The organism is Pseudarthrobacter adonitolis (assembly GCF_055412845.1).
In genome coordinates this window covers 31,947-57,174 of record NZ_JBVAYW010000002.1, presented here as the reverse complement: position 1 = coordinate 57,174, position 25,228 = coordinate 31,947, and the positions used below count along the sequence as shown (strand labels likewise).

General features: G+C 64.8%; 19 protein-coding genes. 6 read left to right on the top strand and 13 right to left on the bottom strand.

Annotated elements, in window-relative coordinates:
* Positions 1 to 51 precede the first annotated feature (51 nt).
* From uvrA to ACZYZ4_RS02770, 5 genes are all read right to left on the bottom strand, one after another.
* A complete protein-coding gene (gene uvrA, locus ACZYZ4_RS02790; RefSeq protein WP_463857997.1) occupies positions 52 to 2,979 on the bottom strand; it encodes an excinuclease ABC subunit UvrA in 2,928 nt (975 codons plus the stop codon).
* A 48-nt stretch (positions 2,980 to 3,027) separates the two neighbouring features.
* Positions 3,028 to 3,408 (bottom strand): GntR family transcriptional regulator, encoded by a 381-nt coding sequence (locus ACZYZ4_RS02785; RefSeq protein ID WP_463857995.1) that lies wholly within the window; start codon positions 3,406 to 3,408, stop codon positions 3,028 to 3,030.
* Positions 3,405 to 5,216, bottom strand: a complete 1,812-nt coding sequence (locus ACZYZ4_RS02780; RefSeq protein WP_463857993.1) for an ABC transporter ATP-binding protein — start codon at positions 5,214 to 5,216, stop codon at positions 3,405 to 3,407. The genes ACZYZ4_RS02785 and ACZYZ4_RS02780 overlap by 4 nt, the downstream gene beginning before the upstream one ends.
* On the bottom strand, positions 5,213 to 6,958 hold the full coding sequence (locus ACZYZ4_RS02775; protein WP_463857991.1) for an ABC transporter ATP-binding protein: 1,746 nt from the start codon (positions 6,956 to 6,958) through the stop codon (positions 5,213 to 5,215). The genes ACZYZ4_RS02780 and ACZYZ4_RS02775 overlap by 4 nt, the downstream gene beginning before the upstream one ends.
* Before the next feature lie 150 nt (positions 6,959 to 7,108).
* Positions 7,109 to 7,894, bottom strand: a complete 786-nt coding sequence (locus ACZYZ4_RS02770) for a trans-aconitate 2-methyltransferase (protein WP_463857989.1) — start codon at positions 7,892 to 7,894, stop codon at positions 7,109 to 7,111.
* Between the two features lie 97 nt (positions 7,895 to 7,991).
* On the opposite strand from ACZYZ4_RS02770, the gene ACZYZ4_RS02765 reads away from it, so the two are divergent.
* From ACZYZ4_RS02765 to ACZYZ4_RS02750, 4 genes are all read left to right on the top strand, one after another.
* Positions 7,992 to 10,538 carry a DEAD/DEAH box helicase gene (locus tag ACZYZ4_RS02765; protein ID WP_463857987.1) on the top strand — a complete coding sequence of 849 codons (2,547 nt, stop codon included), beginning with the start codon at positions 7,992 to 7,994 and terminating at the stop codon, positions 10,536 to 10,538.
* Between the two features lie 616 nt (positions 10,539 to 11,154).
* Positions 11,155 to 11,916: a CoA transferase gene (locus tag ACZYZ4_RS02760; protein WP_463857985.1), complete on the top strand. Its 762-nt coding sequence runs from the start codon at positions 11,155 to 11,157 to the stop codon at positions 11,914 to 11,916.
* 30 nt (positions 11,917 to 11,946) lie between these two features.
* Entirely contained in the window at positions 11,947 to 12,447 is a 501-nt protein-coding gene (locus tag ACZYZ4_RS02755; protein ID WP_463857983.1) for a GNAT family N-acetyltransferase, read from the top strand.
* Between the two features lie 79 nt (positions 12,448 to 12,526).
* Entirely contained in the window at positions 12,527 to 13,819 is a 1,293-nt protein-coding gene (locus tag ACZYZ4_RS02750; protein WP_463858615.1) for an alpha/beta fold hydrolase, read from the top strand.
* Here ACZYZ4_RS02750 and ACZYZ4_RS02745 read toward each other — a convergent pair.
* The 4 genes from ACZYZ4_RS02745 to coaE all read right to left on the bottom strand — a co-directional run bounded on the left by ACZYZ4_RS02745 (position 13,805) and on the right by coaE (position 19,977).
* Entirely contained in the window at positions 13,805 to 15,235 is a 1,431-nt protein-coding gene (locus ACZYZ4_RS02745) for an MFS transporter (protein ID WP_463857981.1), read from the bottom strand. The genes ACZYZ4_RS02750 and ACZYZ4_RS02745 overlap by 15 nt on opposite strands.
* Positions 15,236 to 15,341: 106 nt before the next feature.
* Positions 15,342 to 16,370 (bottom strand): TerC family protein, encoded by a 1,029-nt coding sequence (locus tag ACZYZ4_RS02740; protein WP_463857979.1) that lies wholly within the window; start codon positions 16,368 to 16,370, stop codon positions 15,342 to 15,344.
* A gap of 213 nt (positions 16,371 to 16,583) precedes the next feature.
* Positions 16,584 to 18,683 (bottom strand): excinuclease ABC subunit UvrB, encoded by a 2,100-nt coding sequence (gene uvrB, locus ACZYZ4_RS02735; RefSeq protein ID WP_463857977.1) that lies wholly within the window; start codon positions 18,681 to 18,683, stop codon positions 16,584 to 16,586.
* A 79-nt stretch (positions 18,684 to 18,762) separates the two neighbouring features.
* Positions 18,763 to 19,977: a dephospho-CoA kinase gene (gene coaE / locus ACZYZ4_RS02730; protein ID WP_463857975.1), complete on the bottom strand. Its 1,215-nt coding sequence runs from the start codon at positions 19,975 to 19,977 to the stop codon at positions 18,763 to 18,765.
* 152 nt (positions 19,978 to 20,129) lie between these two features.
* Here coaE and ACZYZ4_RS02725 point away from each other — a divergent pair, with 152 nt between their 5' ends.
* Both ACZYZ4_RS02725 and ACZYZ4_RS02720 read left to right on the top strand, forming a co-directional pair.
* Positions 20,130 to 20,819: an IMPACT family protein gene (locus tag ACZYZ4_RS02725; RefSeq protein ID WP_463857973.1), complete on the top strand. Its 690-nt coding sequence runs from the start codon at positions 20,130 to 20,132 to the stop codon at positions 20,817 to 20,819.
* Positions 20,803 to 21,330 carry a GNAT family N-acetyltransferase gene (locus ACZYZ4_RS02720; RefSeq protein WP_463857971.1) on the top strand — a complete coding sequence of 176 codons (528 nt, stop codon included), beginning with the start codon at positions 20,803 to 20,805 and terminating at the stop codon, positions 21,328 to 21,330. Before ACZYZ4_RS02725 ends, ACZYZ4_RS02720 begins: the two co-directional genes overlap by 17 nt.
* 120 nt (positions 21,331 to 21,450) lie before the next feature.
* Here ACZYZ4_RS02720 and rpsA read toward each other — a convergent pair whose 3' ends face one another.
* The 4 genes from rpsA to ACZYZ4_RS02700 all read right to left on the bottom strand — a co-directional run bounded on the left by rpsA (position 21,451) and on the right by ACZYZ4_RS02700 (position 25,222).
* Positions 21,451 to 22,929, bottom strand: coding sequence for a 30S ribosomal protein S1 (rpsA, locus tag ACZYZ4_RS02715; protein WP_463857969.1), 1,479 nt, complete (start codon positions 22,927 to 22,929; stop codon positions 21,451 to 21,453).
* Between the two features lie 213 nt (positions 22,930 to 23,142).
* On the bottom strand, positions 23,143 to 23,442 hold the full coding sequence (locus tag ACZYZ4_RS02710) for a hypothetical protein (RefSeq protein WP_463857967.1): 300 nt from the start codon (positions 23,440 to 23,442) through the stop codon (positions 23,143 to 23,145).
* Positions 23,443 to 23,510: 68 nt separating this feature from the next.
* A complete protein-coding gene (locus ACZYZ4_RS02705; protein WP_463858613.1) occupies positions 23,511 to 24,092 on the bottom strand; it encodes a benzoate/H(+) symporter BenE family transporter in 582 nt (193 codons plus the stop codon).
* Positions 24,093 to 24,274: 182 nt separating this feature from the next.
* Positions 24,275 to 25,222: a polysaccharide deacetylase family protein gene (locus tag ACZYZ4_RS02700; protein WP_463857965.1), complete on the bottom strand. Its 948-nt coding sequence runs from the start codon at positions 25,220 to 25,222 to the stop codon at positions 24,275 to 24,277.
* Positions 25,223 to 25,228: the final 6 nt, after the last annotated feature.

The window sequence follows — 25,228 nt, the reverse complement described above, 5'->3', positions numbered from 1 at the left end:
ATGCCCGAAACTCGCATGCCCGACACGGCATACGTCCCCGGCGGCCACCCGCTAGCTCAGTATTTCCGCGAGGAAGGAGGCCGTGTGGCTCTTGGTGGATTTCGCTACCTGCTCGGGAGTGCCTGTGGCCACGATCAGGCCGCCGCCCGAACCGCCGTCCGGGCCAAGATCCACGATCCAGTCGGCGCTCTTGATGACGTCCAGGTTGTGTTCGATGGTGATCACTGTGTTGCCCTTGTCCACCAGCCCCTGGAGGACCATCAGGAGCTTGCGGATGTCCTCGAAGTGCAGGCCCGTGGTGGGCTCGTCGAGGACATACACACTGCGTCCGTTGGAGCGCTTCTGCAGTTCCGCGGCAAGCTTGACGCGCTGGGCCTCGCCGCCGGAGAGGGTGGTTGCCGGCTGTCCCAGCCGGACGTAGCCGAGGCCCACGTCCACGAGGGTGTTCAGGTGCCGGGCGATCGGCGAGAAGGCAGCGAAGAACTCCGCGCCTTCTTCGATGGGCATGTTGAGCACATCCGCGATGGTCTTACCCTTGTAGTGCACTTCAAGGGTCTCGCGGTTGTACCGTGCGCCGTGGCACACCTCGCAGGGAACGTAAACGTCCGGCAGGAAGTTCATTTCGATCTTCAGCGTGCCGTCACCTGCGCAGGCTTCGCAGCGCCCGCCCTTGACGTTGAAGGAGAACCGCCCTGGCAGGTAGCCGCGGACCTTCGCTTCGGTGGTTTCGGCGAAGAGCTTGCGGATGTTGTCAAAGACGCCGGTGTACGTGGCCGGGTTGGACCGTGGGGTGCGCCCGATAGGGCTTTGGTCCACATGAACCACCTTGTCCAGGTGCTCCAGGCCCACGATGCTCTTGTGGCGTCCGGCCACCTGCTTGGCGCCGTTGAGTTTGTTGGCCAGCACCTTGTAGAGGATCTCGTTGACCAGGGTGGACTTGCCGGAGCCGCTGACGCCGGTCACGGCGGTGAACAGGCCCAGGGGGAACGCCGCATCAACGTTGACCAGGTTGTTTTCACGGGCCCCGACGACCTTCAGCTCACGCTTCTTGTCATATTTGCGCCGCTTCTTGGGGATTTCGATCTTCCTGCGGCCGGACAGGTAATCGCCCGTCAGTGAGTTGGTGTTGGCCAGGAGCTCCTGGTACGAACCCGAATGCACGACCTGGCCACCGTGCTCGCCTGCGCCCGGCCCGATGTCAACGATCCAGTCCGCCACCTGGATGGTGTCCTCGTCGTGTTCCACAACGATGAGCGTGTTTCCCATGTCCCGGAGCCGTGTCAGGGTTTCAATGAGCCGGCGGTTATCCCGCTGGTGGAGGCCGATGGAGGGCTCGTCCAGGACGTAGAGGACGCCGACTAGGCCGGAGCCGATCTGGGTGGCGAGCCGGATTCGCTGCGCTTCGCCGCCGGACAAGGTGGCGGAGGGGCGCTCGAGATTCAGGTATTCCAGCCCGACGTCGAGCAGGAAGGTCAGCCGGGCCTGGATTTCCTTGAGCACCTGGTGGGCGATCTGGGCCTCGCGGCCGGTGAGGACCAAGTTGTTCAGGAAGTCGGCGCACACCCGCATGGGCATGGCCGCGACATCGGCGATGGACTTGCCGTTGATCAGGACGGACAGCGAGGCGGGGTTGAGCCGGGCGCCATTGCACGCGGGGCAAGCGATCTGCCGCATGTACTCTTCATAGCGGTCGCGGGCCCACTCGGAGTCCGTCTCACCGTGCTTGCGGTGGACGTACTGGATGGCACCTTCGAAGCCGGTGCTGTATTTGCGTTCCCGTCCGAAGCGGTTCTTGTACTGGACAACCACCTTGTGGTCCTTGCCGTGCAGGACGGTCTGGCGGACGTCGTTGCCCAGCTTCTCCCAGGGCGTGTCCATGGAGAAGCCAAGCTCCTTGGCCAGCCCTTCGAGGAGGCGGTTCCAATACTCGGTGGTGGCGGTGCCCAGTGACCATGGCGCGATGGCGCCCTCGGACAACGACAACTCGGGATTCGGAATAATCAGTTCTTCGTCAACCTCGAGCCGTGTACCGATGCCGCTGCACGCGGAACAGGCGCCGAAGGGATTGTTGAAGGAGAAGGAGCGCGGCTCGATTTCATCGATGGCCAGGGGATGTTCGTTGGGGCAGGCGAGGTTCTCGGAAAATGCCCGCAACCGTCCCGGAGCGTCTGGGTCCATATCGACGAACTCGGCCAGTACCCGGCCTTCGGCCAGGCCAAGCGCCGTTTCAACGGAATCCGTGAGTCGCTGGCTGATGCCTTCCTTGACCACCAGGCGGTCCACCACCACCTCAATGGTGTGCTTGATCTGCTTGCCGAGTTTGGGGGGCTCGCTCAGCTGGATCAGCTCGCCGTCCACCCGGGCACGCGAATAGCCCTTTGCGGTCAACTCCTTGAAGAGGTCCACGAACTCGCCCTTGCGCCCCCGCACCACCGGCGCCAGGACCTGGAAGCGCGTGCCTTCCTCAAGCTCAAGCAACTGGTCCACGATCTGCTGCGGAGTCTGCCGGGCCACAACTTCGCCGCAGACCGGACAATGTGGCCGACCCACGCGTGCCCACAGCAAACGCATGTAGTCATAAATTTCGGTGATGGTGCCAACCGTCGAGCGGGGGTTCTTGCTGGTGGACTTCTGGTCAATCGATACCGCCGGCGAGAGGCCCTCGATGAAATCGACATCCGGCTTGTCCACCTGGCCGAGGAACTGACGGGCATAGGCCGACAGGGATTCAACGTAGCGCCGCTGGCCCTCGGCGAAGATGGTGTCGAATGCCAGCGATGACTTCCCGGAGCCGGACAGCCCAGTGAATACAATCATGGCATCACGGGGCAGATCCAGGTCCACATTGCGCAGGTTATGCTCGCGCGCGCCCTTGACCACAAGGCGGGAGAGGTCAGGACGGACCGGCGTGGCTGGGGCCTGGGCAACGGCGACGGGGACGGATTCGACTGCTGTTTCTTCAGCTACGGCTTTAGGCACCCACTAATGCTAATCGAAAACTTCTTCGAATATCCATGTGGGGTCCGGCTACTCGGCGTCGTAGGCTGCTGCCAGCAGCTTGACTGCTTCCGCAAAGGTGGCCCCTTGGGCCTTGGCCGCTGACGCATAGGAGTTGGCGGCAAGTGAGAGCGCATCCTCCCGCTCATCACGCGCGCACACCACAGTGCCGTTCCTGCCCTTCGTGGCCACCACACCGGCTGCCTCCAGCTCCTTGTATGCCCTTGCCACGGTGTGGGGCGCGACGTCCAGCAGCCCCGCCAAGGTACGCACCGCCGGCAGCTTGGTTCCTGGCGGAAGTACACCGCTGTCCGCGAGGCGGATCACGTGCAGGCGCAGCTGTTCAAACAGTGCCACCGTGCTGGACTGGTTGGGCTTCCAGGTTCCGGGGAACGGACCGCCTGAGGTCATCGTCCGGCCTCCAGGGTGCCGGCGCGGCCAGCACGTCCGGCGAACTGCGCGTTGTAGAGCCGGGCATAGCGGCCGTTGGCTGCCAGGAGGCTTCGATGGGTTCCCTGCTCTGCAATGCGTCCGTGGTCCATGACCAGAATTAGATCAGCGTCCCGGACCGTGGACAAACGGTGGGCGATCACAAAGCTTGTTTTTCCACGGCGCAACCTCTGCATTGCCTGGCGGATCAGGACTTCGGTCCGCGAATCCACTGAACTGGTGGCCTCGTCCAAGACCAGCACGGTGCGGTCCGCCAACTGCGCCCGGGCGATGGAGATCAGCTGGCGCTGGCCCTGGCTGAGCGGCTCTCCCCCGTTGCCCAGCACGGTGTCGTAGCCGGCGGGCAGCGACCTGATGAGGTGGTCCACATGGCTCGCCTCTGCTGCCGCAGTGATCTCCGCATCTGTGGCTCCCGGCCGGCCGTAGTCGATGTTCTCCCTGATGGTGCCGGAAAACAGCCAGGCATCCTGGAGCACCACCCCGAATCCCTCACGCAGGACGTCCCGCGGAATGTCAGCGATGTCGGTACCGCCGATGGTGATCCTGCCGGCGTCGACTTCATAGAACCGCATCAGGAGATTAACAATGGTGGTCTTGCCGGCGCCCGTATGGCCGACTATCGCCACAGTCCGGCCCGGTTCCACTGTGAACGACAGTCCACGGACCACAGGGTCAGCCCGGGCATAGCCGAAGGTGACATCGCTGAACACAATCCGCCCGCCCGGACCGGCTTTGTGGCCGTCACTTTCACGCTCAGCAGGTATTTCCGCGGCATCGAGCAGGTCGAACACGCGGCCCGCCGAAGCCACGCAGGACTGGATGACGTTGAGCATGCCGCCGATCTGGCCCACAGGTAGGGTGAAAAGCCGGCTGAACTGGATGAACGCCTGGATCCCGCCGATGGTCATGGCCCCCGTGGTGACCTGGAGCGCCCCTACCACAGCCACTGCGATGTAATTAACATTGGCGATAAGGACCATCAACGGCTGGACAATGCCGGATGAATACTGGGCCCGTGCGGATGCCCGGGCAAGGTGGTCGTTGCTTGCCTTGAAGACTGCCGCTGCCTGGTCCTGGTATCCGAAGGCCTTAATGACCTCGTGCCCGCTGACAAACTCCTCCACGCGGGCGTTCAATTCACCCGTTTCGGTCCACTGGCGGGCGAAATGTGCTTGGGATTTCCGGGCCACCATAACGGTGATGAGGGTGGAAAACGGCACTGAAACAAGAGCGATCAGTGCCAGGAGCGGCGAGATCCACAGCATCATGGCCAGGGCACCGCACAGCATCAGGACGGACATGATCAGCTGGGTGAGGACCTGGCTGAGCGCTTGCGAAATATTGTCGATGTCGTTGGTGACACGGCTCAGGACATCACCCCTGGACTGTGTCTGGAAGTACGTGGAAGGAAGCCGGTGCAGCTTGTCTTGAACCGATGCCCGGAGGCTATACATCAGTCCGTGTACCGCGCTGGCTGTCAGCGCTCCCTGGATCCAGTTGAACAGGGAAGCGCCGACGTACATCGCGGCAACGGCGGCCAGCAGGCTTCCCAGCCGTTGCCCGTCGAGCGCTCCGCTGTAAACCCCATCAACCACTACATCGGTGGCATTACCGAGGTAGTTGGGCGCCGCGACGTTGAGGACAACAAAAGCGCAGGTGGCCGCAACTGCACCCAGCATCCGACCCCGGGACGGGCGCAGCAATGCAAGGACACGGCGCGCTGTGGGCCAGAACCCTTCGGACGCCCCGGTGCCGGGCGAAGCTGTCATGGCGCGTCGTCCAGCGCCAGTTGGGACTCGGCGATTTCCCGGTAGGTGGCAGATGTCTCCAGCAGCTGCAGGTGCGTCCCCTGTGCAACCAGCCGGCCGTCGTCGAGCACCAGGATCTGTCCGGCGCCGGCAACGGTGGAGATCCGTTCCGCCACGACAATGACCACTGCACCGTCAAGGGCAACCTCCAGTGCATCCCGGACGCGCGCCTCGGTGGCGAAGTCCAGCGCGGAAAAGCTGTCGTCAAAGAGATAGACAGGGACTCGCCGCAGGAGGGCCCGCGCTATGCACAGGCGCTGCCGCTGGCCGCCGGAGAGAGTCGTTCCGCCCTGCCCAACCTCTGTATCCATCCCCAGCGGCAGCGCACGGACGAAGCCGGCGGCCTGGGCTGTCTCCATGGCTTCCCACAGCTGGCCGTGGGTTGCCTCCGGAGCTGCGACGCGCAGGTTGTCGGCGATGGTTCCTGAGAAGAGGTGCGCCTTTTGCGGCACCACCGCCATGGTCCGGCGGAGGACGTCCAAGGGCATCGAGCAGATGTTCCGGCCGCCGATGCTGATGGTTCCGGCCGTGGAGTCCACGAACCGGGGCACCAGGCTCAGGAGTGTTGATTTGCCGCTCCCTGTTGAGCCGACGATGGCAACAGTGGTTCCTGGCACGGCCGTGAAGCTGATGTCTTCAAGTACTGGATTTTCGGCGCCGGGGTAGGAGAAACTGACGTTCCTGAATGTGACACCGCTGCCCTCTACGGGGCTCCCATGACTGGTCCCCTGGGGCACTTTGTAGTCCTGGACTGACGGTTTTGCGTCGAGCACGGCACTCAGCCGTTCTGCGCATGCGGCGGCCCGCGGAGCCGTCATGAACACGTACATGGCCATCATGATTGCCAGGAGAATCTGCAGGATGTAAGCGATAAAGGCCGTGAGGGCGCCGATCTTCATCCCGCCGTCGTAAACCCGGTGGCCCCCGAGCCACACCACGGCCACCGACGACAGGTTGACCACAATCATGATCAGCGGCAGCATGCCGGCAACGAGCAGTGACGACTGAAGGTTGTTGCCGGTGAGGCTGCTGTTGGTCTTCGCAAACCGGAGTGTTTCGTGTCCCTGCCTGACGAAGGCACGGATCACACTCGCGCCGATGATCTGCTCGCGCAGGAGCTCCCCCGTTCGGTCCAGGAGCTCCTGCCCCTGCCGGTAAAGGGGCACCAGGCGCCGGACGATGAGATACATGATCAGCAGCAGTATGGGCATGATGACGGTTACGACGCTTGAAAGCACTATGTCCTGCTGCCACGCCAGTAAGACGCCCCCGGCCGCCATGACGGGTGCCGCCACAAGCATGGTGAAGACCATGACGGCGAACGACTGGATCTGCTGGGTGTCGTTGGTGGCCCTGGTGACCAGGCTTTGTGTGCCGAAGGCTGCCATTTCCTGAGAGGAAAGCGACTGGATCCTGGCGAAGACCTCGCCGCGCAGCTGGTGCCCGATCTTCATGGCCACGACTGCCCCGAAGTAGCCTGCGGCGATGGCCGCCGCCGCCTGGACCGCAGCTATCAGGGCCATAACAGTGCCCAAGCGGAAGATTTCCGGCGTGTTCCCGGCCACGATGCCGTCGTCGATGATGGCAGCGTTAATGGTGGGCAGCAGCAGGTTGCCTGCGGTCTGGACAAGCTGGAGAGCAACGATCGCGGCCACGGCACCGTTGTGACCCGCCAGGAGCCGGGCCATTAAGCCGAAAAGCATCTCACCTCCAGGGCCGGGATTTGGGAGGCTGATGAGGGTCCGGCCATTTGCCATCCCCAGAAGCCGCTTTGGTCATTGTAACCAGCATCACATTCTCTTTTTAGTCATAGGGCATTACCGACCATGTAGAGAACTTCAAACGAATGGAGTTTATGCGCTCGGCTGCTTTTGCGCTACGGCAAAGATCCGCCGGAAGGGAAACACCGTGCCATGGACCGTGTCCGGGTATGCCGCCCGCAGGGCTGCAGCATACTCAGCTTCAAAGGCGTGCCCGTCCTCGGCTGAAAGGGCCGCCACGACCGGGCGCAACGCCGTGCCGCGCACCCAGTTCAGCACCGGATCCGTCCCAGTGAGGACCTGCTGGTATGTGGTCTCCCAGGCATCGACCGCGCAGCCCGCGTCCAGCATAATGCTGAGGTAGTCTGTGGGCTCCCCCACGGATTCTCCACCGCGAAGGACGCCGTCGAGCTGGGGAGACCAGTGTGCCGAGCCTGCAAGTTCCCGCATCAGGACATGGGACGGGGCGTTGAAGTTCCCCGGCACCTGCATGGCGAACCAGGCACCAGGCTTGAGCGCTGCCAGCCAGCCCGCCAGCATCTCCTGATGCCCCGGCACCCACTGAAGCGCGGCGTTGGTAACCACCACGTCGGTTTCAGCCGGGGGTGTCCAGTCTCCGATATTCGCCAGCCCGAAGCTGAGGCCCGCATGCCTGCCGGCCTGCGCGGCGGCCTTGTCCAGCATCTCCCCGGACGAATCGAGCCCGACCACTTGCGCTTCCGGCCATCTTCGGGCGAGGGTGGCCGTGAGGTTCCCCGGACCACAGCCCAGGTCCACAACGTGCTGTGGCCGGTCGGCCTGGATTCGCCCCGTCAGGTCGAAAAAGGGCCGGTCGCGGTAATCGCCGAACTGGACGTACTTTACGGGGTCCCACTTCACAGTTACCTCCATCGCCGGGCGCTGTCTGGCAGTACCGCGAGCCTAACCCGGGTCCGCCCGGATATCCGGCACCGGCTGGGCACTAAGCTGGAAATCAATGAAACTCGTTGACCAACTGCCTGTCCTGCCCGCCTCAAACCCATCCGGCGCAGGCATCGACCCGGACGCCCTGTACACCCAATTCCTTGAGTGGACCGAAAGCCGTGGCCTGGAACTGTACGCCGCCCAGGACGAGGCCATCATGGAGCTCGCCACCGGAGCCAACGTCATCCTCGCCACCCCTACGGGATCCGGCAAATCGCTGGTGGCCATCGCGGCGCACTTCCAGGCCATGGCACGGGGCCAGCGCAGTTACTACACCGCCCCCATCAAGGCGCTGGTCTCGGAAAAGTTCTTTGCCCTGTGCGACATCTTCGGTGCAGAGAACGTTGGTATGATCACCGGTGACTCCGGCGTCAACCAGAACGCCCCGATCATCTGCTGCACGGCAGAAATCCTCGCGAACATCGCTCTCCGCGAAGGGGCCGCCGCCGAACTTGGTGCGGTCATCATGGACGAATTCCATTTCTACTCCGACCCCCAGCGCGGTTGGGCCTGGCAGGTCCCGCTGCTGGAGCTGCCCCAGGCCCAGTTCCTCCTGATGTCCGCCACCCTGGGCGATGTCAGCCGGTTTGAGGCCGGCATCACCGAGCTCACGGGCCGGCCCACCACCACCGTGAGTTCAGCCGAGCGTCCCATTCCGCTGCATTACTACTATCACCAGACGCCGGTCCACGAAACGCTCGAGGAACTCCTCTCCACGCGCCAGGTGCCCGTCTATGTGGTCCACTTCAGCCAGATCGAGGCCATTGACCGGGCCCAGACGCTGATGAGCATCAACGTGTGCACCCGCGACGAGAAGGACAAGATCGCGGAGCTGATCGCGAGTTTCCGTTTCGCCGCAGGCTTCGGCAAGACGCTTAACAGGCTGGTCCGGCACGGTATCGGCGTCCATCACGCCGGCATGCTGCCGAAGTACCGGAGGCTGGTGGAACAGCTGGCCCAGGCAGGCCTGCTCAAGGTGATCTGCGGTACCGACACGCTGGGCGTGGGGATCAATGTGCCCATCCGCACCGTCTTGCTCACCGCGCTGAGCAAGTACGACGGCGTCCGCACCCGCCCGCTTAACTCCCGGGAGTTCCACCAGATTGCCGGGCGGGCCGGCCGCGCCGGGTATGACACCGCGGGGACAGTGGTGGTCCAGGCGCCGGAGCACGTGATCGAAAACGTGAAGGCCATGGCCAAGGCCACCGCCAAATTTGGCGATGACCAGAAGAAGCTCCGCCAGGTGGTAAAGAAGAAGCCGCCGGAGGGCTTCGTCTCCTGGGGTGAACCCACCTTCAAGCGCCTCGTGGAATCCGTGCCCGATCCTTTGACCTCAAGCTTCAGCGTGACGCATTCGATGCTGATGAACCTGATGGAACGGCCCGGCGACCCGTTCACCGCGGCACGCCGGCTGCTGACCGAAAACCACGAGACCCGGTCCTCACAGCTGCGGCTGATGAAAAAAGCCCTGGGAATCTACCGCGAACTCCTCGCCGCCGAAGTGGTGGAGCGCATCCCGGCAGAAGAGCAGGGCCACGACGGCAGGACTGTCCGGCTCACCGTCCATCTCCAGGCCAATTTTGCCCTGAACCAGCCGCTCTCGCCGTTTGCACTGGCGGCGCTGGAGCTGCTTGACCCGGATTCGCCGTCGTACGCCCTGGACGTGGTGTCCGTGATCGAGGCGACCCTCGAAAAGCCCCGCCAGATCCTCTCCGCCCAACAGAAGAAGGCCCGCGGGGAAGCGATTGCCGCGATGAAGGCTGACGGCATCGAGTACGACCAGCGCATGGCCATGCTGGAGGAAGTCACCTATCCGCAGCCGCTCGCCGAACTGCTGGGCGAAGCCTTCGAGGTCTACCGCAAGGCCGCGCCGTGGGTGGGCGACTTTGAACTGGCGCCCAAGTCCGTGGTCCGCGACATGTACGAGCGAGCCATGAACTTCGGCGAGTTCGTCCAGTTCTATGGGTTGGCCCGCTCCGAGGGGATTGTGCTGCGCTACCTCGCCGACTGCTTCAAGGCGTTGCGCCAGACTGTGCCGCAGGACATGCTCCGGGAGGACCTTGAGGACCTCATCGCCTGGCTTGGCGAACTGGTGCGGCAGGTGGACTCCAGCCTCCTGGACGAATGGGAGGAGCTGACGTCCGGCGCGATGCCCACCCCGCACGACGCTCCCCCTCCCCCGCCGCCGTCGCTGACGTCCAACATCCGTGCCTTCCGCGTGATGGTCCGCAACGAAATGTTCCGCCGTGTGGAACTGTTCGCGGACGAAAACGCAGCGGCCCTTGGCGAGCTCGACGGCGGCGCGGGCTGGGATGCCGGCCGCTGGGAAGACGTCCTGGACGACTACTTCGACGAACACAACGACATCGGCACCGGCCCAGATGCCCGCGGCCCCGGACTGCTCATGATCACCGAAGAGCCAGGGCTTTGGAAGGTCCGGCAGATTTTCGACGATCCGGCGGGCAACCATGACTGGGGCATCTCCGCCGACGTGGACCTGGCGGCCTCCGACGAATCCGGAACGGCAGTGGTCCGGGTCACCGACGTCAACCGGCTCTAGGCTCTGACCCAGTGGACTCCGTCCCCGACCTGACCGGCAGCCTTCGGGTTTTGGAAGCCCTGAAGGTCCAGCCCGTGGCACCCTCCGAAGGTCCACGGCAGTGGTGGAACGGCCCGCTGGACGTCGAAGGGCTGGCCCTGGGGGCGGTTCAGGCAGCAGCCACGTCGCTGAACGCACTTGTTGGTGTTCCGGGGAGGTACTCCCTGGCATCCGGATCCACCGCGGCGTCCTTCGATTCGCTTGGACACCTGCGGATCGCGGGCGGGAATCCCGAAGGGTTCGCTCCGATGTCCGGCTTTCGGCGCACGTCGGACGGCTGGATTCGTGTGCACGCCAACTATCCCCACCACGCCGCCCGGCTGATGGCGGCACTCTGCGTCAGCACACCACAGGACGTGGAACACGCCCTGCTCAGACGTCCCTGGCAGCCGAGGAAGCCATCACGGCCAACCAGGGCGTCGCTGCTGCCGTGCGCACACGGGACGAGTGGGTCGCGACCCCAATGTATGGGACGGCCAGTGCCGGGCCATGGATCAGAATCTCCCGTCCACCGACGGCCGCCAGTGAAAGTTCGCAGCTCTCCCGGTGGGTTCCATCGGCAGTTCCCCGCCGCCCCTTGACCGGGCTCAAGGTGCTGGACCTGACACGCGTCATTGCCGGTCCCACGGCCACACGCCTCCTGGGCGCCCTGGGCGCGGACGTTCTGCGCATCGACCCGCCCCAGCTTCCGGAGCTGAGCGATGTGTTTGTTGACTCTGGCTTTGACAAGCGCAGCGCAGAGACGGACCTCCGGGATCCTGGCGCTATGGAAGCAGTGAGGCTTCTCATAGAGACTGCCGACATGGTGGTCGCGGGTTACCGCGATGGCGGACTGGTCCGCTTCGGACTGGCGCCCGAAGCGCTGTTGCTTGCCCGGCCCGACCTCGTGGTAGTCACCCTCAGTGCCTGGGGCAGCGGCGGCCCTTGGAACGGACGGCGCGGTTTCGACAGCCTGGTGCAGGCCGCTTGCGGCATTGCCGAACGGTATGGCCGGACGACTGATGACGGGTGGCGGCCTGGGGCGCTGCCTGTGCAGGCACTGGATCATGCCACCGGATATGGTCTGGCGGCGGCAGCAATTGCCTTGCTGGCCGAACGGCTCCGAACCGGACGTGGCGGCACGGCACGGCTTTCCTTGGCCCGCACCGCTGAAGAATTGTTCCGGCTCCCCGCGGCGGTCAGCCACGGTGGTTCCCTGCCTGAACCGGACTTCCGCGTGATGAGCAGCCCCTACGGCCGCCTGCGATATGTTGGGCCGCCCATCATGGCGGACGGTGTGCCGCTTGAGTACAGCAAGGGACCCATCCGCTACGGGACATCGAAGCTTCGCTGGCAGTAGGGATCACGGCCCCGCTAGTAAACTCGGACCATGAGTGTAATCCGCCCCGCCACCCGGCAAGACGTCCCCGCCATCCTGCAGATGATCCACGAACTGGCCATCTACGAGAAGGAACCGGACGCGGTCCGCAACACCCCGGAAATGCTGGCTGAGGTCCTGTTCGGCGAGAACCCGCGCGTGTTTGCCACGATGGCTGAGAACAGCGCGGGCGAGGTCCAGGGATTCGCACTCTGGTTCCTGAACTACTCCACGTGGGAAGGCGTCCACGGCATCTACCTGGAAGACCTCTACGTCAGCCCGCACGCCCGCGGAGAGGGCCACGGCAAGGCGCTCCTGAAGCACCTGGCCGCCACCGCCGTCGACAACGGCTACGCCCGGGTTGAGTGGAGCGTCCTGGACTGGAACGAGCCGTCCATCAACTTCTACCGCAGCCTCGGCGCCCGCCCCCTGGATGGCTGGTCCACGTTCCGCCTGACCGGCGATGCGCTGGAGAGCTTTGGCACCAGAACGGCAGCGTCCATCCGTGGCTGAGGGGGACGCTTCCTCCCAAACCACGCAAACGCGGACCCGTGTCCCGCATTTTGTGAAGGCCCGGCACGAATTCCGGGGCATGCGCACCGCCGAGCACTACTTCACCGTTCCCTTGGCCCACTTCGCGCCAAGGAGCGGCGAGGGCGCCGCCGAGACCATCACCGTCTTCGCCCGTGAGTACGTCTCGTCGGCCCACACCCTGGCTGAAGCCGAAGAGCTTCCGTGGCTGCTGTTCCTCCAGGGCGGGCCGGGCGGCCGCGGCAACCGGCTGGCTTCGCTGAGCGGCTGGAGCAAGGCGGCGGCCCGGGACTTCCGGATCCTGATGCTGGACCAGCGCGGCACCGGGCTTTCGACCCCTATCGACCGGAATACGCTGCCGGCGCGAGGAACGGCCGAGGCACAAGCTGCGTACCTTGAGCATTTCCGTGCGGATTCCATCGTGGCCGACGCGGAGCTCATCCGGACGGCGCTTGGCGCCGGCCCCTGGAGCATCTACGGCCAAAGCTACGGGGGATTCTGCGCGCTGACGTACCTGTCCTTTGCCCCGGACGGGCTGAAGGAAGCCCTCATCACAGGCGGACTGGCGCCGCTCGCCAGCCACGCCGACGACGTCTACCGCGCCACGTTCGCGCGCGTTGCGGCCCGCAACACTGAATACTTCAGTTGGTATCCGGAGGACCGCCGGACAGTGAACGCGATCGCATCGCACCTTCGGCAGACCGAGGAGTTCCTTCCCGACGGCGGCCGGCTCACGGCGGAACGGTTCCAGATGGTGGGCTCCTTCCTGGGCGGAAACACGCGGGTGGACGGCCTGCACTACCTGCTGGAGGACGCCTTCACCGAGACACCACACGGGAACAGGCTCTCCGATGCCTTCCTCGAGCAGGTCCAGGGCATCGTGTCCCGCCTGGCGAACCCCCTCTATGCCCTGCTGCATGAGTCCATCTACGGGCAGGGACAGGCGACCGACTGGGCTGCCTGGCGGGTGCTGCAGGAAAATCCGGCATTCCGCCCGGATGCGGAGCCGCTGCTGCTGACCGGCGAGATGGTGTACCCGTGGTACTTCGAGCAGGATGCCGCGTTGGTGCCGCTGCGGCAGGTGGCCCGTCTGCTGGCCGCCAAGGCGGACTGGAGGCCGCTCTATGACCTCACGCAGCTGGCCGCGAACAGCGTGCCGGCAGCTGCCGCGGTTTACCAGGACGACATTTACGTGGACCGCAGTCTGTCCCTGGAAACGGCGGCCGCAGTGCACGGACTCCAAGTATGGGAGACGGCCGACTTCCACCATGACGGCATAGCCGACGACGGCGAGGCCATTTTCGGGCGCCTGCTGGGTATGGTGCGCTCGGTGGCCGGCTCAGCGGGCAGCTGAGCCGCCAACTGAACCGGTGGCTGTGCCGGCGGCGGGGCTGCGGCGACGCGCCACAAGGGCCACGACGGCGGCGGTCAGCACAGCAGCTCCCACCAGGCCGCCTGCCATGTTCAGTCCCAGGTAGCCGGCCCAACTGAGGATCAGGCCGGAGGTTGCCCCACCCACTGCGCCGGCGGCGCCCATCAGCATGTCCGAGACACCTTGGACCATCACTCGGGACTCCTGCGGGATGCTCTCCGCCAGCAGCGTGGAGCCGGAAATGGTGGCCGCAGACCAGCCGATGCCCAGCAGGACGAGTCCCACGGCCACCGCCACGGTGGATGTCTGGCCGAATCCTGAGACGGCGACGGCAGCCATCAGTGTGCCGAAGCCGATCATGATGGTCTCTGTCCTGCCCGCCTTGTCAGTCAGCCAGCCCATGACCGGCGACAACGCGAACATGCCGGCGATATGCAGGGAGATGGTGAAGCCGATGATCACCAGGACATCGCCGGAGGCGGCGTGGCCGGCATGGGTGGAACCGGGCCCGGCCACAAGTTCCTGCAAATGCAGCGGAGTCATGGACATCACGCCCACCATCACGGCGTGCGCCCCGACGACGGCGGCAAGCGCCAGCCAGGACGCCCTGGACTGGCGGATTGCCCGCAGCCCGCGGACGAGTGATCCCCCGCCTGTGTTGCGCGCGATGGCGCCTTGCTGATTGGCCGTACGTGGCGGTGTGCTCTGCATATCCCCGTCAGCCGTGTGGGCGGCGGGTTCCTGGGCAGCGGGCTCCCGGGCGGCGATTTCCCGTGCGAGCAGGAGCGGGTCGGGCCTGAGGCCGGCGAAGATCAGCACGATCGCCAGCATGAGTCCGGCTGCGGAGATTACGAACGGTCCGGCGACGGGCGGCAGGCCGAGGGCCTGACCCACAACGGTGCCAGGTTGGATCAGGTTGGGTCCGGCCACGGCGCCGACCGTCACAGCCCAAACGACGGCGGACAGCGCCCTGCCCCGGTGTTCAGCATCCGCAAGGTCGACGGCGGCGAAGCGTGCCTGCAGGCTGGCCGCGGTGCCCACCCCGATGCCCACCGCCCCCAGCACCAGCAGGACGAACAAGCCGGACACCACCGACAGAACTATGAGCACGGTGCCGGCCAGGGCGGCGGCAAGCCCCGTAACCTGGCCGGCCCGGCGGCCCCGACGGTCCGCCAGCGAAGCCAGGGGCAGGGCTGTCAGCGCGGCCCCTAAAGTCATAACCGTGGCCACGGCTCCCGCCCACACGCTGGAACCTGAAAGTTCCACGGCCAGGATGGAACCAATGGAAACCGTGGCTCCGGTGCCGATCCCACCGAAAACCTGGGCCGCGCTCAGCAGCACCACGGTGCGCCGTTGCACCTGGAGCACTCCTCTTTCCGTCATAAGGATGCGGGCCATGCTCCGAGCATAGTCCTCGGCTGGCCGCTACCGCAGTGGGAAATTTAAGCCAACAATCCCGGCCGCACGGCGGCCGGGATTGTTGGAACGTGCAGTGAGGAGAGCGCTACTCGGCTCCGCTGAGGCTCTTCTTGGCGTCTTCCTCGAGGCGGGGGTCCAGGTGGGCCGTCTTTGCCTTGGAGCTCATGAGGCTGGCAATCACGGCAACGATGATGGTGCCCACGATGACGGCCAGGGAGACGAACGTCGGAATCTCCGGGGCCCATTCGATGTGGTTACCGCCGTTGATGAACGGCAGTTCGTTCACGTGCATGGCGTGGAGCACCAGCTTCACGCCGATGAACGCCAGGATGAAGGACAGTGCGTGCTTCAGGTAGATCAGGCGGTTCATCAGGCCACCCAGCAGGAAGTACAGCTGGCGCAGGCCCATCAGGGCGAACAGGTTGGCGGTGAAGACGATGAATGGGCTCTGCGTCAGGCCGAAGATCGCGGGAATCGAGTCAACGGCGAAGAGGAGGTCGGTCAGGCCGATGGTGATGAACACAATCAGCATGGGGGTGAAGACCTTCTTGCCGTCCACCGTGGTGCGCAGCTTGCCGCCATCGAACTTCTCCGACATGGGGATGACCTTGCGGATCCGGGCGATGAGCGGGTTTTCCTTGTCCTCTTCGTCCTCACCTTCATCCTGGGCCTGCTTCCAGGCGGTCCAGAGCAGGAACGCGCCGAAGATATAGAACACCCAGCTGAACTGCTCGATCACGATGGCGCCGAGGAGGATGAAGATGCCGCGCAGGATCAGGGCGATGATGATGCCCACCATCAGGACTTCCTGCTGGTACTTACGGGGCACGGAGAAGCGGGCCATGATGATGATGAAGACAAACAGGTTGTCGATGCTGAGGCTGTATTCAGTGACCCAGCCGGCCACGAACTGGCCGCCGAACTCGGCACCCGTAAAGAAGAACATGGCCCCGGCGAACAGCAGGGCAAGGGAGACGTAGAACGCAACCCACAGTCCGGCTTCCTTCATGGAAGGTTCATGGGGACGCCGGACGACCAGCAGAAGGTCAATGAGGAGGATCAGGCCAAGGACGACAAGTGAGCCGACCTCGAACCACACGGGTAATTCGGGCACAGGTTAACCTTTCGCAGGGTACAGAGAAATGGTGTAAGTCTCTCCGGCCAGCCTGTGCACTTGGTGCTGAAATGGCGGCCCGCTACGCCCGGCCAGGCAACTGTGCTTGGCGTGTTGACGATCGTAGCGCTCGGGATACTCCCCTACGTGACCTTAACTGTACAGCAGGCGTCCCCACGTGCGGGAACATGTATCGCCGCTGCCGCCCGTGCGCTAGGCGTGGCCGGCAGCCTGCATCTGGCGGAGCTCCTTCTTCAGGTCACTGACCTCATCCCGGATCCGCGCGGCCACCTCGAACTGGAGTTCGGCCGCCGCGCCGTGCATCTGTTCGGTCAGCTGTTCGATGAGGCCCACGAGGTCTTCGGCCGGTGCCGCGGCGAGGCCGTCCTTGCGGACCTGCGCCGCGCCCTTTGCCGCAGACTTGCCACGTTTGGCGCCCTTTGCCAGCCGGTTGTTGTTGAGCAGCTCCTGGGTGTCGGCGTCTTCCTTGGCTAGCTGGTCGGTAATGTCGGCAATCTTCTTCCGCAGCGGCTGCGGATCGATGCCCCGTTCCGTGTTGTAGGCCACCTGAATGGCGCGGCGCCGGTTGGTCTCATCGATAGCCTTGGCCATGGAGTCGGTGATGCGGTCCGCGTACATGTGGACCTCGCCGGAGACGTTGCGGGCGGCGCGGCCGATGGTCTGGATCAGCGAAGTCGCCGAGCGCAGGAAGCCTTCCTTGTCCGCGTCCAGGATGCTCACCAGAGAGACCTCGGGCAGGTCCAGGCCTTCGCGGAGCAGGTTAATGCCCACCAGGACGTCGAAGACACCCATCCGGAGTTCCCGGAGCAGTTCAACCCGTCGCAGGGTGTCCACGTCCGAGTGCAGGTATTCGACCTTGATGCCGTGACCCAGCAAGTAGTCGGTGAGGTCCTCCGCCATCCGCTTGGTCAGTGTGGTGACCAGGATGCGTTCGTTCTTTGCTGTGCGGGTCTTGATCTCGCCGAGAAGGTCATCGATCTGGCCCTTGGTGGGTTTGACCACCACCTCCGGGTCGATCAGTCCGGTGGGCCGGATGATCTGCTGCACAAAGCCGTCAGCCTTGCCAAGTTCATACTTGCCGGGAGTGGCCGACAGGTAGATGGTCTGGCCCACGCGTTGGAGGAACTCGTCCCATTTGAGGGGGCGGTTGTCCATGGCCGACGGCAGGCGGAAACCGAAGTCCACGAGGTTCCGCTTGCGGGACATGTCGCCTTCGTACATGGCGCCGATCTGCGGCACGGTGACGTGGGATTCGTCGATCACCAGCAGGAAGTCGTCCGGGAAGTAATCGATGAGGCAGTGCGGGGCGGTCCCGCGGGCGCGGCCGTCAATGTGCGACGAGTAGTTTTCGATGCCGTTGCAGAAGCCCATCTGCTGCATCATTTCAAGGTCGTAAGTGGTGCGCATCCGGAGCCGCTGGGCTTCCACCAGCTTGTTCTGGCCTTCAAGGACGGCCAGGCGTTCGGCGAGTTCGTCCTCGATCCGCTTGATGGCCCGGGCCATCCGCTCGGGCCCGGCCACATAGTGCGAGGCCGGGAAGACGTACATTTCCTCTTCGTCCCGGATCAGTTCGCCAGTCAGCGGATGGAGAGTATGGATGTTCTCAATCTCGTCGCCAAAGAATTCGATCCGGATGGCCAGTTCCTCGTACATCGGGATGATTTCCACGGTGTCGCCGCGGACCCGGAACGTGCCGCGGTGGAAGTCCATGTCGTTGCGCGCGTACTGCATGGAGACGAATTTCCGGAGCAGGTCGTCACGATTCATCTGCGCCCCCTTGCGGAGCGTGACCATACCGGCAATGTACTCCTCCGGCGTGCCCAGGCCGTAGATGCAGGACACTGTGGCGACCACAATGACGTCCCGGCGGGTCAGCAGGGCGTTGGTGGCTGAGTGGCGGAGCCGTTCCACTTCCTCGTTGATGGACGAGTCCTTCTCAATGAAGGTGTCCGTCTGCGCCACGTACGCCTCAGGCTGGTAGTAGTCGTAGTACGAAACGAAGTACTCCACCGCGTTGTTGGGCAGCAGCTCACGGAATTCATTGGCAAGCTGGGCGGCCAGGGTCTTGTTCTGCACCATGACCAAAGTGGGCCGCTGGACCTGTTCGATGAGCCAGGCCGTGGTGGCGCTCTTGCCGGTACCGGTGGCACCCAGCAGGACAACGTCCTTTTCGCCGTTCCTGATCCGCTCCGTCAGTTCGGTGATGGCGGCAGGCTGGTCTCCTGCCGGCTGGAACTCGCTGATGACTTCAAACGGAGCGACAACGCGGTTGATCTCCTGGGCAAGGCTCATGCATCTAATCTACAACCGGGGACCGACAGTGAAAGCCGGATCAGTTACCGGCGAACAACCCTCCTCAGGGGCAGGGAGTTCAGGGGATGTACGACGGCGGCGCCCACCCCGTGCGGGCAGCCCAGCCCTCCATGCGCGGCCAGGCTACGTCCGTGAACCACGGCTCTTTCGCTTCCGCGTAAGCCCGCGTGCCGCTGGTGCGCGCAAACAGTTCGGCCAAAGCCCGTTTGTGGTCCCCATATAGGGTGGTGGCTTCCGGATCGCTCCTGAGCCAGTCGCGGAAGAGCAGCGCGTACCGCCACCCGGGCGATCCGGCTGCCCGGACGTGCAGGTTCACGGCACGGCCGGGGTCCGCGTTGGCATGGAAACGTTTCTGCCATTGCTCCGGATCCGGATCCGTCGGTTTTGGTGTGTCGAATCCGGCCCCCGGCACGGCAGGGAACCCCGCGGCCGCCAACAGCGGTCCGACCCGATCGGCGGCGTTGAGATCCGACACCGTGACCTGGAGGTCGATGACGTCCTTGGCAGCCAGGCCCGGCACGGCGGTGGAGCCAACATGGTCAACCGCCAAGATGGCATCCGGTGCTGCGGCCGTGATCCGGGATCCCAGCCGTGCAGCCTGGGCCGCCCAATTCTCCTGCGGCGCAGACAATACTGCGGTGCCGGCCCTGGCCGCCCTGACACCGCGGCGGATATTCTCCGCGTACGGGACCAACCGCTCCGCCCACAGCCGGTCCACCTGCGCCGTCACGTCGGCGGGCGATCCGGAGTTGTCCAGCACTACGTCGGCAGCAGCCAGCCGCGCCTCACGCGAGGCCTGGGCCGCCATACGAGACCGGGCGTCCTCGGCCGTCATACCGCGATGTTCGAGCATCCGTCCGATCCTGACCTCATCGGGTGCGTCCACAACAAGGACCAGATGGAAGCAGCTGCCTTGACCGGTCTCCACCAGCAGTGGAATGTCCTGGACCACAACGGCGCCGGCCGGGGCTGTGGCGACGATGCCCACCGCCGCGTCCCGGACCAGGGGATGGACAATGCCGTTCAGCACGGCCAGCTGCGAGGGTTTGCCGAACACCACAGAACCCAGCTTGGCCCGATCCAGCCGACCCCCGCCGTCGAGCATGTCCGCCCCAAAGGCTTCCACCACACGGGCCAGCCCCGGCGTTCCCGGCTCAACCACGTCCCGGGCCAGCGCATCCGCGTCCACCAGCACGGCACCGAGCTCGGCGAGGCGCGACGCGACCACTGACTTCCCTGAGGCGATGCCGCCCGTCAAACCGATGTTCAGCATCCCACCACCCTAATCCCCACCGCCCCCCTGACCTCGCTGCGCTCGTCCAGGGAACCCTGGCGGCGTGGGCCCATCCACCGCCCCCCTGACCTCGCTGCGCTCGTCCAGGGAACCCTGGCGGCGTGGGCCCATGCCGGCACTAGACTTGGGCGGTGCAAGAGGAAGACAGCCGGGCCACCACTTACACCACACTGGCGTTGGGGCCGGAGTTCCGGCACGAGATCGAGATCAAACGCTCCAGGTTCATTACGGTGCTGCGCCGCACCGACAAGGAGGACACCGCGCGGGACCTGGTGGCCGGCCTGCGCCGCGAGTTCCACGATGCCCGCCACCACTGCTCGGCGTTCGTCCTGGGGCCGGACCGGGACATCCAGCGCTCCAATGACGACGGCGAGCCTTCCGGCACCGCCGGCATCCCCATGCTGGAGGCCATCATCAAAAGGGAAACAGCACGGGGGGTGACGGACCTCAGCGACGTCAGTGCCGTCGTCGTCCGCTATTTCGGCGGCATCCTGCTGGGCGCTGGTGGACTGGTGCGCGCCTATTCGGAATCGGTGTCCGGCGCCTTGGAACGGGCCCCGCTGGTCCGCCGGAGCCGGCTGCGGATCTGCTCAGCGTCGGTGCCGCACGCCGCTGCGGGACGGCTGGAGAACGATCTTCGGGCTGCCGGGTTTGTGATGGCGGAAACCAGCTACGGAGCGCAGGACACGATCCTGCGCCTGGCCGTGCCCGACCATGCTGCGGGAATCTCTGCCGCCACCGAACGCGTGCTGTCGCTCACCGCCGGGAGGACCGGGCTCACGGCGGCCGGAACGGAGTGGATCGATGTCCCGTTCACCTGAGGTCCGCCTGGCGGACGTCGACGACCCCATGCTGGAGCGGCTGCTGGAGCTGGCACGGCGGGACGCGTCCGCGGATGACGTCACGCCGCCGCTGGGCACCGGTACCGGCTGGAACGCGGAACGCATCGACTGGTTCCGCGCCTACCACCGCTCTGCAGCCGCGGGCCTCGACGGACCGGCCTCGGAAATGAGCTGGGCGGTGCTCTGCGACGGCAGCCCGGCCGGTTCGATCAGGCTCAAGCGGATAGACCCCGAAACGGCCACCCTGGGTTCCGACAGTGCAGAGACTGGCATCTGGCTGGGCCGAAGCTACCGCGGCCACGGCATCGGTGGCGACGCGTTAAGGCTGGTACTGGCGGAAGCCCGACGCCTCGGATTGCACCAGGTCGTGGCCCACACCACGGCAGGCAACATTGGCGCCCAGCGGCTCCTCACCGCCGCCGGCGCGGTCCTGACGCACAACGGCGCCGCGGTGAGTGCCGTCGTCGTACTCTCACCTGACTCGCAGTAGACGCACCGAAACGCACGTTTGGGAGCGTTAAGTGTTGGTCAGACGGCCTGTTAAACACAGCGGGCCCCTGCATTCGCAGGGGCCCGCTGTGTTGGCCCGGGAAGCCCGGGCCGGTGGCAATTAGTTGCCGGTCAGCTTCTCGCGCAGAGCTGCAAGAGCCTCGTCCGAAGCAAGGGTACCGGCCCCGGCGTTGGACTCGGCAGCAGGCTCGGAGGAGTAGCTGGTGGTGCCGGAATCGCTGTCACCGGACGTTGCAGCTGCAGCGTCGTCGGCAGCGTGCTGGGCAACCTGCTTCTTGTGTGCTTCCCAGCGGGTCTGGGCGTCAGCGTACTGCTGCTCCCAGGCGGCGCGCTGGTTCTCGTAGCCTTCAAGCCACTCGTTGGACTCCGGGTCGAAGCCCTCCGGGTACTTGTAGTTGCCCTCTTCGTCGTACTCAGCGGCCATGCCGTAGAGAGCCGGATCGAATTCGGTGGACTCGGCGTCAACGCCCTCGTTAGCCTGCTTGAGGGAGAGGGAGATACGGCGGCGCTCGAGGTCGATGTCGATGACCTTGACGAACAGCTCGTCACCAACGGAGACAACCTGCTCAGCCAGCTCCACGTGGCGGACTGCCAGTTCGGAGATGTGCACGAGGCCTTCGATGCCGTCTTCGACGCGTACGAACGCACCGAACGGAACGAGCTTGGTGACCTTACCCGGGACAACCTGGCCGAGGGCGTGGGTGCGGGCGAAGGTCTGCCACGGATCTTCCTGCGTAGCCTTGAGCGACAGGGAAACGCGTTCGCGGTCCAGGTCGACCTCGAGAACCTCAACGGTGACTTCCTGGCCAACTTCGACAACCTCGGACGGGTGGTCGATGTGCTTCCAGGACAGCTCGGAAACGTGAACGAGGCCGTCTACGCCGCCCAGGTCCACGAAGGCACCGAAGTTGACGATGGAGGAAACGACGCCGGGACGGACCTGGCCCTTTTCCAGCTTGTTGAGGAACGTTGAGCGGACCTCGGACTGGGTCTGCTCGAGCCATGCACGACGGGACAGCACAACGTTGTTGCGGTTCTTGTCCAGCTCGATGATTTTGGCTTCGATCTTCTGACCGATGTACGGAGCGAGGTCGCGCACACGGCGCATCTCGACGAGGGATGCGGGCAGGAAGCCGCGCAGACCGATGTCGAGGATAAGACCACCCTTGACAACCTCGATGACGGTACCGGTGACAACACCGTCTTCTTCCTTGACCTTCTCGATGTCGCCCCAGGCGCGCTCGTACTGAGCACGCTTCTTGGAGAGGATCAGGCGGCCTTCTTTGTCTTCCTTGGTGAGCACCAGGGCTTCGACGAGATCGCCAACGGAGACAACGTCTCCGGGATCAACGTCGTGCTTGATGGACAGCTCGCGGGAAGGGATGACACCTTCGGTCTTGTAACCGATGTCGAGCAGAACTTCATCGCGGTCGACCTTGACGACTGTGCCTTCGACGAGGTCTCCGTCATTGAAGTACTTGATGGTGGCGTCGACTGCTGCGAGGAAGTCCTCAGCGGTACCGATGTCGTTAATGGCGACTACGGGGGTACCGGGCTTCTCGGTGGAGGTGATGGTCATGTAGTAGGGGCTCCGTTGTGGATAGTTAGTCGGTCAGGCAAACCGCCGCGCCCGCGTTATGGAACACGGGCGCAGGTCTTCGGGCGATCGCATAGATCTTCCGGGTCATCCTGATTTGTGGGTTTTAGAAACGTGCACGTAGTACGCGCCCACTTATTCTAGTCGCAGCGGCCAACAGGGGTCAAAGCGCTCGGCACGGCCGCAGGGGCCTGTTCACGGGTTCAGCTCCCGCGATTGAAGTCGGAGCTCGCCGCTGCCCTCCCGTTTAAGAGGCCAGGACACCCTGACACCAAACACCAACGACCAGAAGTACGGGCCCAGGCCGAGCATCGGAAGGATCCCGGCGGCGCTGACTGCGAATGCCGCCAAGGGGGTCATGGCCAGAAAGATGGCATTGGCCGCAACCACCGCCCTGTGCCGATACCGGAGCGGACCGGCGTCGGGCCCGGCCGCTAGCGCCGTCGCCGGCAGCGAGAGGGACACGCCGACAGGTCCCAGGAAGGACGCCGCCATCGTGCCCAGGCCGCTCAGGTAGTCCGGCAGACGGGCCGGCGGACGCTACTGCTCACCACGCAGGAAGATCAGCGAGGGATATTGGACTGGCGAACAATCAGAACAACCATCACCGGGGTGGCCGTAAGTATTGCGTTCCAAGTGAAGCTGGGAGACGTGACGGTGGGCAGCGACGGCCCGTCGTCACCCGCAGCGGCGCCGAACCTGCCCAGGACTGCCGCAGCCGCGATGCCCACCACCATGGCAACGAAGACCGCCGGGACCCGGTTGTCGAGGTACTTCCTGCCGAGGGCAAAGGCCAGGAAAGCAGCGCCGATCACAGCCGGATCGGAACCCATCACGGTGAAAATTCCAGCGACAAACGGCAGTGTCGAGCCCGCCAGGAGGCCAAGCACCACGGGCTCCGGGATCAGCTGTGCCAGGTTTTCTGTCAGCCCCAGCACGGTGATCGCCACAACAGCGGCGCCGGCCACCATGGAGGCACCTGCGAGTTCAGCGAACGGCACCCGCCCTTGGGGTGAAACGATAAAGATCAGGACGAAGATGTTACCGGTCAGGAGCAGCGGCTGACCGGAATGGAGCGACAGGACCATTGCGAGGACGGACGGAAAGGTGTAGCTGCCCGCCCGCCAGGTTGAGGTGTTGGGCAGCAGACAGTGGTACGGCGCTCACGGACGAGGCGAGGGTGACCATGGACAGGCTGATGCCCAGAGATCCGACTGCCATGGCGTCCGTCCGGAATCCGCCTCGATTGACTGGTCATAAGTGCTGCCGGGAAGCACCGGACCCGGCCGATGATGCCTGCAGTTCTCTTCGCATAAGTACTGCGGAATCAACCGACCGTGCCGTGCGAAAGCGCGGACAACACTTCGCCCAGGCGAGCGAACGTGGTTCCGCCGCCCTGAAGTCGTGGCAGTGCCTGCCGGAACCCGGCGGCGGTGCCGCTGCCGGGCTTATTGAAGTGCGCTATGACGATGTCTCCAGGACGTGCGGTGGCCAAGGCAGAAGCGACGGCTGCAGGCGCTAGCGTGGCGCCGGCGTCGGCGTTGATGCTGAAGTTGACTGGCAGCATGCCCAGACGCCGGCACATCGCGGCGGCCACGTCGTCGAAATAGGCCGTGCCGGCGCGGAAAAACTGTGGCTGCCGCCCTGCCACTTCCTGCAACAGGTCCTGGCAGCCTGTCAGTTCGTCATACGCGTCCTCCACGCTTGTGGTGCCGGGGATGCCGTAAGCGGATCGGCCGGTGACGGACAACGGCCGGTGCTGCCAACCATGGTTGGCCAGTTCAAAGAGCGGGTCCTGCCCTAGTTCGGCTGCGATCTGCCGGTTTGCCTGGATCCACCGGGCATTCACAAAGAGGGTGGCCGGGATGTTCAGCCGCCGGAGCGTGGCGAGCATCTCCATATCGACGCCGGATCCGCCGGGGCCGCCGCAGGCATCCAGCGTGAGCACCGTCTGGCTGGCCTGCGACCTCGTGACCACGCCGGTCACCTCCAGGCCCCACTCGGCCGGCCGGCGGCCGCCGAATTCCGTCACCAGCTGGGCCTTTGACGGCGGCAGGACTGCGGATGGAGCCTGCGACGGTGCTGCTGGCGCTTCTGGCCCGTTCGGCGCGGGCGGAGCTAATACCGCAGGGTCCCGGCGTTCATCCGGAAGAGCCTCGGACTCGAGCCCGATCGTGTCCGACGAGCACGACGCCACAGCCGCAAATATGCCGGACGCCAGGCTTAGAAGAAGTGCCCGGCGGCCTGTCAGCCCTGGCACACCAAAATCCCCCATGGATTG

What these genes read in the sequence shown, in the direction of transcription:
- ACZYZ4_RS02785 (WP_463857995.1), bottom strand. Translation starts at nt 3,408, where the DNA reads ATGACCTCAGGCGGTCCGTTCCCCGGAACCTGGAAGCCCAACCAGTCC.
- ACZYZ4_RS02780 (WP_463857993.1), bottom strand. Translation starts at nt 5,216, where the DNA reads ATGACAGCTTCGCCCGGCACCGGGGCGTCCGAAGGGTTCTGGCCCACA.
- ACZYZ4_RS02700 (WP_463857965.1), bottom strand. Translation starts at nt 25,222, where the DNA reads ATGGGGGATTTTGGTGTGCCAGGGCTGACAGGCCGCCGGGCACTTCTT.
- ACZYZ4_RS02765 (WP_463857987.1), top strand. Translation starts at nt 7,992, where the DNA reads ATGAAACTCGTTGACCAACTGCCTGTCCTGCCCGCCTCAAACCCATCC.
- ACZYZ4_RS02750 (WP_463858615.1), top strand. Translation starts at nt 12,527, where the DNA reads ATGCGCACCGCCGAGCACTACTTCACCGTTCCCTTGGCCCACTTCGCG.
- ACZYZ4_RS02720 (WP_463857971.1), top strand. Translation starts at nt 20,803, where the DNA reads ATGTCCCGTTCACCTGAGGTCCGCCTGGCGGACGTCGACGACCCCATG.
- ACZYZ4_RS02745 (WP_463857981.1), bottom strand. Translation starts at nt 15,235, where the DNA reads ATGGCCCGCATCCTTATGACGGAAAGAGGAGTGCTCCAGGTGCAACGG.
- uvrB (WP_463857977.1), bottom strand. Translation starts at nt 18,683, where the DNA reads ATGAGCCTTGCCCAGGAGATCAACCGCGTTGTCGCTCCGTTTGAAGTC.
- coaE (WP_463857975.1), bottom strand. Translation starts at nt 19,977, where the DNA reads ATGCTGAACATCGGTTTGACGGGCGGCATCGCCTCAGGGAAGTCAGTG.
- ACZYZ4_RS02775 (WP_463857991.1), bottom strand. Translation starts at nt 6,958, where the DNA reads ATGCTTTTCGGCTTAATGGCCCGGCTCCTGGCGGGTCACAACGGTGCC.
- rpsA (WP_463857969.1), bottom strand. Translation starts at nt 22,929, where the DNA reads ATGACCATCACCTCCACCGAGAAGCCCGGTACCCCCGTAGTCGCCATT.
- ACZYZ4_RS02710 (WP_463857967.1), bottom strand. Translation starts at nt 23,442, where the DNA reads ATGGCGGCGTCCTTCCTGGGACCTGTCGGCGTGTCCCTCTCGCTGCCG.
- ACZYZ4_RS02755 (WP_463857983.1), top strand. Translation starts at nt 11,947, where the DNA reads ATGAGTGTAATCCGCCCCGCCACCCGGCAAGACGTCCCCGCCATCCTG.